General features: G+C 69.7%; 5 protein-coding genes, 1 tRNA gene and 1 pseudogene. 6 read left to right on the forward strand and 1 reads right to left on the reverse strand.

Annotation, left to right across the window (positions count from 1 at the left end; translation table 11 throughout):
* Positions 1 to 155: 155 nt before the first annotated feature.
* Positions 156 to 833, forward strand: coding sequence for a DegT/DnrJ/EryC1/StrS family aminotransferase (locus ABD346_RS31100; protein ID WP_344379410.1), 678 nt, complete (start codon positions 156 to 158; stop codon positions 831 to 833).
* 89 nt (positions 834 to 922) lie between these two features.
* Positions 923 to 995, forward strand: a tRNA-Thr gene (locus tag ABD346_RS31105).
* Between the two features lie 56 nt (positions 996 to 1,051).
* On the opposite strand, the gene ABD346_RS31110 is transcribed toward ABD346_RS31105, so the two are convergent.
* Positions 1,052 to 3,754, reverse strand: a complete 2,703-nt coding sequence (locus ABD346_RS31110; RefSeq protein WP_344379411.1) for a SpoIIE family protein phosphatase — start codon at positions 3,752 to 3,754, stop codon at positions 1,052 to 1,054.
* Positions 3,755 to 4,167: 413 nt separating this feature from the next.
* Between ABD346_RS31110 and ABD346_RS31115 the strand changes: the two are divergent.
* From ABD346_RS31115 to ABD346_RS31130, 4 genes and pseudogenes are all read left to right on the forward strand, one after another.
* A pseudogene (locus ABD346_RS31115) lies at positions 4,168 to 9,004 on the forward strand (HAMP domain-containing protein).
* Positions 9,005 to 9,248: 244 nt separating this feature from the next.
* Complete coding sequence (locus ABD346_RS31120; protein WP_344379412.1) at positions 9,249 to 9,923, forward strand: response regulator; 675 nt, start codon at positions 9,249 to 9,251, stop codon at positions 9,921 to 9,923.
* A 125-nt stretch (positions 9,924 to 10,048) separates the two neighbouring features.
* The gene (locus ABD346_RS31125) at positions 10,049 to 12,811 is read left to right on the forward strand and encodes a DNA translocase FtsK (protein WP_344379414.1); all 2,763 of its coding nucleotides are present in this window, start codon (positions 10,049 to 10,051) and stop codon (positions 12,809 to 12,811) included.
* A gap of 289 nt (positions 12,812 to 13,100) precedes the next feature.
* Complete coding sequence (locus ABD346_RS31130; protein WP_344379415.1) at positions 13,101 to 13,931, forward strand: helix-turn-helix domain-containing protein; 831 nt, start codon at positions 13,101 to 13,103, stop codon at positions 13,929 to 13,931.
* Positions 13,932 to 13,976: the final 45 nt, after the last annotated feature.

Raw genomic sequence — 13,976 nt, forward strand, 5'->3', positions numbered from 1 at the left:
TTCAGCGCCGATGGTACTGCAGGGGGGACCCTGTGGGAGAGTAGGACGCCGCCGAACAAATATTCAACGCTGGTCCCTGAACTTCGGTTCGGGGGCCAGCGTTTTTTTGTGCCCGCTTACCTGGCGTTCATGTGGCAAGAGGACGATCCGCTGTCATGAGGATGACAGGAGCGCTCAAGTCTGCCGGTGTCACGACCGGTGACGAGGTGATCGTGCCGGCCTACGACACCGGCGAGCTGGCCAGGGCCGTCGTCGCCACCGGGGCCGTGCCGGTGTTCGCCGACATCGATCCGCTGACCTACTGCCTGGCCCCGGACGCCGTCGGCCGGGTCATCACTTCCAGGACCGCCGCTGTCGTACTCGTCCACCGTTTCGGGCATCCGGCCGATGTGCCGCGGTTTGCTCAACTGGCCGCCAAGAACGGAGTGTTGCTCCTTGAGGAGGAGGACCGCGAGGGTCTCGGCGGGGACGTGGCTCAACGGCGGGAGCGCGCCGGGTACTTGGGGCGGCGGCTCGCCGGCGTGGAGACGCCCACGCCGGCCGAGGGGCATCGCTATCAGCGGTACGTCGTGCGCGTGCCCGGCAACGGGCGGCCCGACCGGGATGCGTTCGCACGGCTGCTGCGGCGGCGCGGGGTCGAGTGTGAGGTGCCCGTGCCCATTCCCGTACACCGGATGCGGGAGTTCCGGCGGGACGGGTGGATGCTTGGTGAGACCGAGCGGGCTGCCGACGAGACGCTCGCGTTGCCTTCGCTCGACGGGCTTACCGAGGCGGAATTGCGGCGGTTGGTGTCCGTCTGCAACGCGCTCGGCGGTCTGCTGCAACCCGCATAGCCGGAACCGGTGACCGTGGTTCGGAACACCGTCTGATTCGGGGTATGCTTTATCTCGTTGGTGAGGGGGAAACCCCGAAACAACAACCGGCCCCTATAGCTCAGTCGGTAGAGCGTCTCCATGGTAAGGAGAAGGTCTGCGGTTCGATTCCGCATGGGGGCTCAACAATCCGAAAGGCCCCGCCCATTGGGCGGGGCCTTTCGCGTACCCCCTCGCGGTTATCGCTTGGCCTGCTCCGGGATGCGCATGGACAGGATCGCCATGTCGTCGGAGGCCGGTTCGGCGGCGAAGCGCTCGACGGCTCGGAGTACGCGGGCAGCGACCGCGCCCGCCGTCAGACCTGTACACGAGGCGAGGACGTCGGTGAGGCCGTCGTCGCCGAGCATGCGGGTGCCCTCGCGGCGCTCGGTGATGCCGTCCGTCACGCAGAGCAGGACGTCGCCCGGGTCGAGGGTGATCGTCTGCTCGTACAGCTCCAGGTCCTCCATCACGCCGAGCAGGGGCTGCGGGTCCGCGGCCGGTTCGACCGAGCCGTCCTGGCGCAGGCGCAGGGGGAGCGGGTGGCCGGCGCAGACGATCTTCAGGATGGCGCTGCCGTCCTCCTGGGGCCACAACTCGCCATAGAGGAGCGTCAGGAAACGGCTGCGGGCTCCCTCGTCGAGGATCGCCGCGTTCAGGCGCTCCAGGACCGCGGGGCCGCCGAAGCCCTCGCGGGCGAGCAGACGCAGGGCGTGCCGGGCGAGGCCGGTGACCGCGGCGGCCTCCGGGCCCGTACCGCAGACGTCGCCGATGGCGAAGCCGTACGCGCCGTCCCGGATGGGGAAGAGGTCGTAGAAGTCGCCGCCGACCTCGTTGCCCTCGCCGGCCGCGCGGTAGATCACTTCGACCTCGACGCCCGGGATCTGCGGCAGGCCGGGCGGCAGCAGGGAGCGCTGGAGGGAGCGGCTGATGGCCATGCGCTCGGAGTACAGGCGCGCGTTGTCGAGGGCGAGCGCGGCCCGGCGCGAGAGGTCCTCGGCGAGTTCGAGGATCTCCTGACGGAAGTGGTCGTCCGACGGTTTGCCGAGTGTCAGCATGCCGATGACGCGGTTGCGGGCGACGAGCGGCAGTACGACGGTCTCGCCGCCGACCGTGGCCGCCGTCGACAGCGTGGTGCCGAGGCCGCCGCCCGTGTGGGGGCTGCCGGAGCGGCCGAGGTCGCGCATCGAGACGCGGAGGGCGGCCTGGTGGGCGGCTTCCCCGGGGGCGGACCACACGCGGGCGCCGGGGGTGGGCACCGGCTCCGGCGGGTTGATCCTGGAGAGGAGGGCCTTGAGGCCGTCGATGCGTTCCTCGTCCTCGTGGAGCACGTAGGAGAGGTACGGGTCCGAGGCCTGGTCGGCGATCGTGTAGACGGCGCACCAGGTGGCCAGGGTGGGGACGGTCATCTGGGCCATGAGGGCCAGTGTCTGGTCGCGGTCCAGGGTGCCGGCCAGGAGGTCGGAGGCCTCGACGAGGAAGCTCAGCGAGCCTCTGCGCAGCCGTTCCAGCTCGCCCAGGCGGGCCGATTCGACGGCGAGCGCGATGCGGTCGGCGGCGAACTGGAGACGCAGGGCCTCCTCGTTGGAATAGCGGCCGGGGGATTCGGCGGCGACGCCGAGCGAGCCGGTGAGGCGGCCCTCGACCTTGAGCGGAACGGTGACGACCGAGCGCATGCCGGTGCTTTCGAGCAGCGGTACGGCGCCGGGAACGGCCGCGAGGTCCTCGTGGACGGCGGGCATCCGGGCCGAGCCGTACCGTCCGGTGCCGGCCTCGACGGGGACCCGGGCGAAGCGCTGGCGGGCCGAGGGGAGGCCGGTGGTGGCCCGTACTTCCAGCTCGGTCTCGTCGTCGGTGGCGAGCAGCAGGAAGGCGGAGTCGCCGTCCAGCATGTCGCGGGCGCGCTCCACGGTGCGCTGGAGCAGGCCGTCGAGGTCGTCGGGGGCGGGGGAGCCGATGAAGACCTCGAACGGGTCGACGTTGCGGCTCTCGCCCAGGGCGACCGGGTCGGTCGCGGGCTGGCGGACCGGGGTCTGCAGGACCGCGCGCTCGTCGTCGCGCACGAGAAGGCAGACCGTGGACGGCTCGCCCTCGGTGTCGCGGACCCTGAGGTGGGAGGCGTACACCGGAACGACGCGGCCGTCGGCGCCCCTTATCCCGTAGGTGCCTTCCCAGCGCGAGAGTTGGAGGGCTTCGACGATTCCGGTCGAGGTGCCGGGGGTGTGCGGCCAGGCCGCGAAGTCGGTGAGCGCCTTGCCGGTGACCTGCTCGGCGGGGTAGCCGAAGAGTTCCTCGGCGTCCTCGTTCCAGGCGCGGACGGCGCCGGTGCGGTCGATCTGGACGACAGCTACCCGGACTCTGCCGTCGGTGACGGGGAGCAGGGCGGTCGGCAGGGCCGGGCCGGCGGAGCGGGTGCCCACGGGGCGGTTGGGGAGGTCGAGCTGGAACCAGACATTTTTTCTGGTTGGCGTGTACTCGACCCCCCAGCGGGAGGCGAGGGCGGCGCAGAGCAGCAGGCCGCGGCCGTTCTCGCGGTCGGGTCCGGCGACGTCGGCGGGGGAGCCGAGGAGCGGAACCTCACGTTCGGGGTAGCGGTCGGCCACTTCGACGCGTACGCCGTCGTCGGAGCGCAGGCACAGGACGTCCGCCTTGGTGCCGGCGTGGACGACCGCGTTGGTGACGAGCTCGCTGGTCAGGACCACGGCGTCGTCCACGACATCCGCGTAGCCCCACCCCTGGAGGGTGTCCCGGACGAAGGCGCGGGCGGTCGCGACCGACCGCCCGACAGGGTCGAAGCTGGCTGCCGCCCGCGCGGTGATCACAGAACTCCTCGTACGCGTCTCGTCGCCCGGATTTCCTTGCCGGGGCTCCGGAACGTGCTCTCCGGGAATCAACAGTCCCATGTCGGCCCGCCCCCTCCGGTGTCCCGTGGTCGTCCTTTGTGCCGCCCTCCCCCAAGCTTTACCGAGCAGAAGGGTACGAACCGCCCCCATGCCGGGCGGACCGGGGCGGTTGGACAGCCGGAAGCCAGGTTACTTACCTTCGCTGTCCGAGCGGATGCCGGTCACCAGTGTTTCCGCCCTCCGTGGGCGGGGACGGATATGCGAAGCTGCCGAACTGTTATGGCCTGGTTCGGCCATGGTGAAACACTGGGCATGCTTCCGGAGACAGCCCGGGCAGTGCGGTCAACCCTTGCGGGAGGGACACGGTGGAGTCTGGCGCAGCAGCGCGGGGCGTAAGCACGCGCGCGAAAGACGATCAGTCCCGGACTCAACAGGCCCGGAGCCATAAGCGAGGGAGCAACGGTACGACCGAGGTGGACACGGCGGCGCTGCAGCGGCTGCTCGCGGCCCTCGCGTCGATGCGGGACGGGAATTTCCGCAAACGCCTGACGGTGTCCGGCGACGGGGTGATGACGGAGATCGCGGCCGTCTTCAACGAGGTCGCGGACCGAAATCTGCATCTGACCGGCGAGATCGCCCGGGTGCGCAGGATGGTCGGGCGCGAGGGAAAGCTGACCGAGCGGCTGGAGAACGGGGCCTGTGAGGGCTCCTGGGCGGCCGCGATCGACGCTTCCAACGCGCTGGTGGACGATCTCGCGAGGCCGGTCTCGGAGGTCGGGCGGGTGCTCTCGGCGGTGGCCGAGGGTGATCTGGAACAGCGGATGGACCTGCGGTCGCACGGCAGTGACGGTGCGGAGCGGCCGTTGCGCGGGGAGTTCCTCAAGGTCGGGCGGACCGTCAACAACCTGGTCGACCAGCTGTCCGCCTTCACCGATGAGGTGACGCGGGTCGCCCTCGAGGTCGGCACGGAGGGCAAGCTCGGCGGTCAGGCCCAGGTGCGCGGTATGTCCGGTTCCTGGAAGGATCTGACGGATTCGGTCAACACGATGGCGTACCGGCTGACGGCACAGGTGCGTGACATTGCTCTCGTCACCACCGCTGTCGCCAAGGGCGATCTGTCGCGCAAGGTCACCGTGGATGTGGCCGGCGAGATGCTGGAGCTGAAGAACACCGTCAACACGATGGTGGACCAGCTCCAGTCGTTCGGCTCCGAGGTGACGCGAGTCGCGCGCGAGGTCGGCATCGAGGGCCGGCTCGGCGGTCAGGCGGAAGTACCCGGTGCTGCCGGGACGTGGAAGGACCTGACGGATTCCGTCAACACCGCGTTCCGCAACCTCACCGGGCAGGTGCGGGACATCGCAGGTGACGACGGCGGTCGCCAACGGCGACCTGTCGCAGAAGGTCACCGTCGATGTCGCGGGCGAGATGCTGGAGTTGAAGAACACCGTCAACACGATGGTGGCGCAGCTGTCGTCGTTCGCCGACCAGGTCACGCGGATGGCGCGGGACGTGGGCACCGAGGGCCGGCTCGGCGGCCAGGCGCGCGTCGACGGCGTCTCGGGCACCTGGAAGGAACTCACCGACTCCGTCAACTTCATGGCGGGAAACCTGACTTCACAGGTCCGTCAGATCGCCCAGGTGACCACGGCGGTCGCCCGGGGTGACCTGTCGCAGAAGATCGACGTGGATGCCCGCGGCGAGATGCTGGAGCTGAAGAACACCATCAACACGATGGTCGACCAGCTCTCCGCCTTCGCCGAGCAGGTCACCCGTGTCGCCCGCGAGGTCGGCACCGACGGCCGGCTCGGCGGCCAGGCCCAGGTGCCCGGCGTCGCCGGGGTGTGGCGCGACCTGACCGACTCCGTGAACGGCATGGCCGGCAACCTCACGGCCCAGGTGCGCAACATCGCCCAGGTCGCCACGGCGGTCGCCCGGGGTGACCTGTCGCAGAAGATCGACGTGGACGCCCGCGGCGAGATCCTGGAGCTGAAGAACACCCTCAACACGATGGTCGACCAGCTGTCCAACTTCGCCGAGCAGGTCACCCGGGTGGCCCGCGAGGTGGGCACCGAGGGCATTCTGGGCGGTCAGGCCGAGGTGCAGGGCGTGTCCGGCACCTGGAAGGACCTCACCCAGTCCGTCAACTTCATGGCCAACAACCTGACTTCACAGGTGCGCAACATCGCCGAGGTGACGACGGCGGTCGCCGAGGGCGACCTCTCCAAGAAGATCACGGTCGACTCCAAGGGCGAGATCCTGGAGCTGGTGACGACCGTCAACACGATGGTCGACCAGCTGTCCAACTTCGCCGACGAGGTCACGCGCGTGGCCCGTGAGGTGGGTACGGAGGGCATCCTGGGCGGTCAGGCCCGGGTGCGCGGGGTCACCGGCATCTGGAAGGACCTCAGCGACAACGTCAACCTGATGGCTGCGAACCTGACGACCCAGGTGCGCAACATCTCCCGGGTCTCGGCGGCGGTCGCCAATGGAGACCTCACCAAGAAGGTGACGGTCGAGGCGCGCGGCGAGGTCGCCGAACTCGCCGACACCGTCAACACGATGGTGACGACCCTTTCCTCGTTCGCCGAGCAGGTCACCAAGGTGGCCCGCGAGGTGGGCACGGACGGCATCCTGGGCGGGCAGGCCCGGGTGCCCGGCGTCTCCGGTACGTGGAAGGACCTCACCGAATCGGTGAACTCCATGGCCGACAACCTCACCGGACAGGTGCGGCAGATCGCCACCGTCACCACGGCCATCGCACAGGGCGATCTCACCAAGAAGATCGACATCGATGCGCGCGGCGAGATCCAGGAGCTGAAGAACACCATCAACACGATGGTCGACCAGCTGTCCTCGTTCGGCCAGGAGGTCACCCGGGTGGCCCGCGAGGTGGGCACCGAGGGCCAGTTGGGCGGTCACGCCCGGGTGCGCGACGTCGACGGGACCTGGCGCGATCTGACCGAATCGGTGAACGAGATGGCCGGGAACCTGACCCGGCAGGTCCGCGCGATCGCGGCCGTGGCGACCGCGGTGACCCGCGGCGACCTCAACCTGAAGATCGACGTGGACGCGGCGGGCGAGATCCAGGCCCTCCAGGACAACATCAACACCATGATCGCCAACCTGCGCGACACCACCGTCGCCAACAAGGAGCAGGACTGGCTCAAGGGCAACCTGGCCCGCATCTCCGGCCTGATGCAGGGCCGCCGCGACCTCGACGACGTGGCCTCGCTGATCATGACCGAGCTGACGCCGGTCGTCTCCGCGCAGCACGGCGCGTTCTTCCTGGCGATGCCCACGGGCGGCGCCCCGGAAGTCAGCGCGGAGGGCGACGGCTCGTACGAGCTGCGGATGCGCGGGAGTTACGGGTACTCGGCCGGCTCCATGCCGACCTCCTTCCGGCCCGGTGAGACGCTGATCGGCACGGCCGCCGAGGAGAAGCGGACGATCCTGGTGGAGAACGTGCCGCCGGGCTACCTCAAGATCTCCTCCGGGCTCGGCGAGGCACCGCCCGCGCATGTGATCGTGCTGCCGGTGCTGTTCGAGGGGAAGGTGCTCGGGGTGATCGAGCTGGCCTCGTTCCAGCCGTTCACGCACATCCAGAAGGACTTCCTCAACCAGATCGCCGAGATGATCGCGACCAGCGTCAACACGATCTCGGTCAACTCCAAGACCGAGGTGCTGCTCAAGCAGTCGCAGGAGCTCACCGAGCAACTGCGAGAGCGGTCGGCCGAGTTGGAGAACCGGCAGCGGGCTCTTCAGGCCTCCAACGCGGAGCTGGAGGAGAAGGCCGAGCTGCTCGCCCAGCAGAACCGCGACATCGAGGTGAAGAACACCGAGATCGAGGAGGCCCGGCAGGTCCTGGAGGAGCGCGCCGAACAGCTCGCCGTCTCCATGCGCTACAAGTCCGAGTTCCTCGCGAACATGTCGCACGAGCTGCGTACGCCGCTCAACTCGCTGCTCATCCTGGCCAAGTTGCTCGCGGACAACGCGGAGGGCAACCTCTCGCCGAAGCAGGTCGAGTTCGCCGAGACGATCCACGGGGCGGGTTCCGATCTGCTCCAGCTGATCAACGACATCCTCGACCTCTCCAAGGTCGAGGCGGGCAAGATGGACGTCTCGCCGACCCGGATCGCGCTCGTCCAGCTGGTCGACTACGTGGAGGCGACGTTCCGCCCGCTCACCGCGGAGAAGGGCCTCGACTTCTCGGTACGGGTCTCGCCCGAGCTGCCCGCGACGCTCCACACCGACGAGCAGCGGCTGCTGCAGGTGCTGCGCAACCTGCTGTCCAACGCGGTGAAGTTCACCGACAGCGGCGCCGTCGAGCTCGTCATCCGCCCGGCCGGCTCCGACGTCCCGCACGCCATCCGCGAGCAGCTCCTGGAGGCGGGCTCGCTGCGCGACGCCGACGCCGACCTGATCGCGTTCTCGGTCACCGACACCGGCATCGGGATCGCGGCCGGCAAGATGCGGGTCATCTTCGAAGCGTTCAAGCAGGCGGACGGCACGACCAGCCGCAAGTACGGCGGCACCGGCCTCGGCCTCTCCATCAGCCGTGAGATCGCGCGGCTGCTCGGCGGCGAGATCCACGCGGCGAGCGAGCCGGGCCGCGGCTCCACCTTTACGCTCTACCTCCCGCTGCACCTGAGCGAGTTGCCCCCGCAGGGCTATCCGCAGCTCGCCCCCGGCGGCATGGAAGGCGCGGCCGGCCTCGCCATCGAGGCCGCCCGCCCCGAGCTCGCGCAGCACAACGGCGGGGCGCAGACCGGGCAGGGTGCCTCCCAGCCGGGCACGGCCGGTCTCTTCCGGCGGCGCCGCAAGGTGCTCGGCGCGGAGGGGCAGAAGGAGGCCGCGATGCCCGGGCAGTCCGTCGCCACCGGGGAGAGCTGGGAGGCGGCCGAGCCGGAGCGGGCCCCCGCGCGGACGTTCCAGTTCGCCGGCGAGAAGGTCCTGATCGTCGACGACGACGTACGCAATGTCTTCGCGCTCACCAGCGTCCTTGAGCAGCACGGGCTTTCGGTGCTGTACGCGGAGAACGGGCGGGAGGGCATCGAGGTCCTCGAACAGCACGAGGACACCGCGGTCGTCCTGATGGACATCATGATGCCCGAGATGGACGGCTATGCGACGACCTCGGCGATTCGCCGGATGCCGCAGTTCGCCGGTCTGCCGATCGTCGCGCTCACCGCGAAGGCGATGAAGGGCGACCGCGAGAAGGCCATCGAGTCCGGCGCCTCCGACTATGTGACGAAGCCGGTCGATCCGGACCATCTGCTCTCCGTCATGGAGCAGTGGATGCGAGGGAAGTGATCGTCTGCTGTACGAATGACCGGGCGCTGCTGACTGACTGTGGCCGAAGGCGTGTGAGGCGGCGGTATTCGGGGAACCTTCTGGTCTCCCACTGCGTTTCTGCTACGTGCACAGTGACATCGCGGTGACAGGGTGTGGCGACAGGCGGGGTGCGGCTACCATGACCGGCACAAGGACGGGCGACGCAAGGGAGTCGTCCCCTGGGGCGGCGCCCGGTGCACTGCCGGGGCGAGGAGGACGGGCCATGGTGCAGAAGGCCAAGATCCTCCTGGTCGATGACCGGCCGGAGAATCTGCTGGCGCTGGAGGCCATCCTCTCTGCGCTCGATCAGACACTGGTGCGGGCATCGTCAGGGGAGGAAGCGCTCAAAGCGCTGCTTACGGACGATTTCGCGGTCATTCTGCTGGACGTCCAAATGCCCGGAATGGACGGGTTCGAAACCGCCGCGCACATCAAGAGGCGTGAGCGGACGCGCGACATCCCGATCATCTTCCTCACGGCCATCAACCACGGCCCCCACCACACCTTCCGCGGCTACGCGGCGGGTGCGGTGGACTACATCTCGAAGCCGTTCGACCCCTGGGTGCTGCGCGCCAAGGTGTCGGTGTTCGTCGAGCTGTACATGAAGAACTGCCAGCTGCGTGAGCAGGCGGCCCTGCTGCGGCTCCAGTTGGAAGGCGGCACCCACGGCGGCGCGGCCAAGGAGTCGGCGGGTCTGCTCGCCGAACTGTCCGCGCGGCTCGCGGCAGTTGAGGAGCAGGCCGAGGCGCTCTCCAAGCAGCTCGACGACGACTCCGCCGACGCCGCGGCGGTCGCCACGGCCGCTCACCTGGAACGCAAGCTCACCGGTCTGCGGCGGGCGTTGGACGCCCTTGAGCCCGGCACCGGCGGCGCGCCCACGCTCCCTTCGCAGAACTGACGGCCAAGGAATCTGACGCCGCGTCCAACTGGCGTGACGTCAGATTCCTTTGAGGCATGCGACACGGACGGGTGAAGCCGTAGGCACACGTGTCCACCGCCGCCGACCCAGGTAACCTCAAGCCCATGGCCTCACGTACGTCCGGCAAGGGTTCCCAGGGCACGGCGGGCACCGCGAAGCGCACCGGCCGTACCCCGGCGAAGAAGGCTGCGCCCGCGAAGAAAGCCGCGGCCCCCCAGGCGCCCGCGAAGAAGACCGCCGCCAAGAAGGCGCCCGCGAAGAAGGCGGCGGCACCCAGGCCCGCCCCCAAAGCGGCGCCCTCCCCGACGGGCGGCGTGTACAAGCTCGTGCGCGCCGTCTGGCTCGGCGCGGCCCACGGCGTCGGCGCGATGTTCCGCGGCATAGGACGCGGCGCCAAGGGGCTCGACCCGGCCCACCGCAAGGACGGCGTCGCGCTGCTGCTCCTCGGCCTCGCGCTGATCGTCGCCGCCGGCACCTGGTCGAACCTGCGCGGCCCCGTCGGCGACCTCGTACAGATGCTGGTGACCGGCGCGTTCGGCCGGCTCGACGTCGTGGTGCCGCTGCTGCTCGGCGCCATCGCGATCCGGCTCATCCTCTACCCCGAGAAGCCCGAGGCCAACGGGCGCATCGTCATCGGCCTGTCCGCGCTCGTCCTCGGCGTGCTCGGCCAGGTCCACATCGCGTGCGGCTCACCCGGCCGCAACGACGGCACCGACGCCATGCAGGACGCGGGCGGCCTGATCGGCTGGGCCTCGTCCAAGCCGCTCGAATTCACGCTCGGCGACGTGCTCGCCGTGCCGATGCTCGTGCTGCTCACCGTCTTCGGACTGCTCGTGGTCACCGCGACCCCGGTCAACGCCATCCCGCAGCGGCTGCGGCTCCTCGGCGTCAAGCTCGGCGTCGTCGAACCGCTCCCGGACGAGGAGGGCGACGAGGAGCCGTACGACGACGAGTGGCGCGAGGTCGGGCCCGCGCCGCGCACCCGGCGACGCTCCGCCGCCCCCGTCGAGCAGGTCCCCGAGCGGGCCGAGGAGGAGGCGCTCTCGCGACGCCGCAAGCCCCGGCGTGCCTCGGTGCAACCGTCGTTCGAGAACGGCCTCGACCCGGTCGACGTGGCCGCCGCCGCGGCCGCTGCGCTGGACGGCGCCGTGCTGAACGGCCTTCCTCCCTCGCCCGTCGTCGCCGACCTCACGCAGGGCGTCTCCGTCGAGCGGGAGCGCGAGCAGGCCACCGGGCTTCCGGTCGCCCGGCCCGCCGAGCCCGAGGTCCCGGCCGAGCCCAGCGCGCCGAAGGCCACGCCGGGCGCCCTGCCCGTCGTACCGGACCTCACGAAGTCCGCACCCTCGGCCACCGAGCCGCTGCCCCCGCGCGCCGAGCAGCTCCAGCTCGCCGGGGACATCACCTACGCGCTGCCTTCCCTGGACCTCCTGGAGAAGGGCGGCCCCGGCAAGACCCGCAGCGCCGCCAACGACGCCGTCGTCGCCTCGCTGCAGAACGTCTTCATGGAGTTCAAGGTCGACGCCACCGTCACCGGGTTCACCCGCGGCCCGACGGTCACGCGGTACGAGGTCGAGCTCGGGCCGGCCGTGAAGGTCGAGCGGATCACCGCCCTCGCCAAGAACATCGCGTACGCCGTCGCCAGCCCCGACGTGCGGATCATCTCGCCGATTCCGGGGAAATCGGCCGTCGGCATCGAAATCCCCAACACCGACCGCGAGATGGTCAACCTCGGCGATGTGCTGCGCCTCGCGGACGCGGCCGAGGACGACCATCCGATGCTGGTGGCGCTCGGCAAGGACGTCGAGGGCGGCTACGTCATGGCCAACCTCGCCAAGATGCCGCACGTCCTGGTCGCCGGAGCCACCGGTTCCGGAAAGTCCTCCTGCATCAACTGCCTCATCACCTCGGTGATGGTGCGGGCCACGCCCGAGGACGTGCGCATGGTGCTCGTCGACCCCAAGCGCGTGGAGCTGACGGCGTACGAGGGCATTCCGCACCTCATCACGCCGATCATCACCAACCCCAAGCGGGCCGCCGAGGCGCTCCAGTGGGTCGTGCGCGAGATGGACCTGCGCTACGACGACCTCGCGGCGTTCGGTTTCCGCCACATCGACGACTTCAACGAGGCGATCCGCAACGGCAAGGTGAAGCTGCCCGAGGGCAGCGAGCGCGAGCTGACGCCGTATCCGTACCTCCTGGTGATCGTCGACGAGCTCGCCGACCTGATGATGGTCGCGCCGCGCGACGTGGAGGACGCGATCGTCCGCATCACCCAGCTGGCCCGCGCCGCCGGCATCCACCTCGTGCTCGCCACCCAGCGGCCCTCGGTCGACGTCGTCACCGGCCTGATCAAGGCGAACGTGCCCTCGCGGCTCGCGTTCGCGACCTCCTCGCTCGCCGACAGCCGGGTCATCCTCGACCAGCCGGGCGCCGAGAAGCTGATCGGCAAGGGCGACGGCCTGTTCCTGCCGATGGGCGCGAACAAGCCGACCCGGCTGCAGGGCGCCTTCGTCACCGAGGGCGAGATCGCGGCCGTCGTCCAGCACTGCAAGGACCAGATGGCCCCGGTCTTCCGGGACGACGTCACCGTCGGCACCAAGCAGAAGAAGGAGATCGACGAGGAGATCGGCGACGACCTGGACCTGCTCTGCCAGGCGGCCGAACTCGTGGTCTCCACCCAGTTCGGCTCGACGTCGATGCTCCAGCGCAAGCTCCGCGTCGGCTTCGCCAAGGCGGGCCGGCTGATGGACCTGATGGAGTCGCGCAACATCGTCGGGCCCAGCGAGGGCTCCAAGGCGCGGGACGTTCTGGTCAAGCCGGACGAACTCGACGGCGTGCTGGCGGTGATCCGGGGCGAGGCCCCCTGAGTTTGCCGGGGGGCGAATTGGGGTAGATGGATGGGCTATCAGCGGACACCACCTGTCGGCTGACAGCCGACCGGCCCAAACAGCACTCGTACGGGATGGCCGAGCAACCGTTTCCCTTGGCCGTACGTCAAGTTGAGGGGGACGGGGAAGCAAGTGTGGTCAGTGTTCCGCAGTCAGGGGCGTGGCCATACCGATGGCGTACAAACTCCGCTCTCCCGGTTGCCCCACTCTTTCGTACCCCCCCTAGACTGAACACCCAGCAGGTGGCTCACGCTCGAAAGGCGCCCCCGTGTCCATCGGCAACTCTCCCGAAGACGACCGGCCTCCGATCGAAGACGACGGGCCTTCGATCGGCCGCGCACTTCAGCAGGCCCGTATCGCCGCCGGACTGACAGTCGACGAGGTCAGTTCCACCACGCGGGTGCGCATCCCCATCGTGCACGCGATCGAGCAGGACGACTTCTCCCGGTGCGGCGGGGACGTGTACGCGCGCGGCCACATCCGCACGTTCGCCCAGGCCGTCCACCTGGACCCCGCCCCGCTGGTCGCGCGGTACGACGCCGCTCACGGCGGCCGTCCCGCGCCCACTCCCGCAGCCCCCCTGTTCGAGGCGGAGCGGATCCGGCCCGAGCCGCGCCGGCCCAACTGGACCGCCGCCATGGTCGCCGCGATCGTCGTGGTCGTCGGCTTCGTCGGCTTCACCATGTTCAGCGGCGGCGACAAGGGCAAGGGCGGCACCTCCGTCGCCGAGGGCCCCGCGCAGCAGAAGCTGCCGTCGGCCAGCGCCCTCCCGCCCAAGCCCCCCGCCGCCAAGCCCCCCCCGACCCCGTCCGACAGTGCCATCGCCGCGGTTCCGGGCGACAAGGTCACCGTCAAGGTCACCGCGACCAACGACAAGAGCTGGATCTCGGCCAAGGACCACAACGGCAAGATGCTCTTCGACGGCCTGCTCCAGAAGGGCGAAGCCCAGACGTTCCAGGACGGCCAGCAGGTCGACCTCGTCCTCGGCAACGCCGGGGCGATCGAGCTCTACGTCAACGGCAAGAAGATCGACAGCAAGTTCGAGGACGGCCAGGTCGAGCGCCTGAGCTACACCAAGGGCGACCCCCAGGCCGGCTGACGCCCGGGCCCACGACCCTCGCGGCGGGGGCGTGGGCCAGGACAA

Source organism: Streptomyces mauvecolor (assembly GCF_039532965.1).
GTDB classification, from domain to species: Bacteria; Actinomycetota; Actinomycetes; order Streptomycetales; family Streptomycetaceae; genus Streptomyces; species Streptomyces violascens.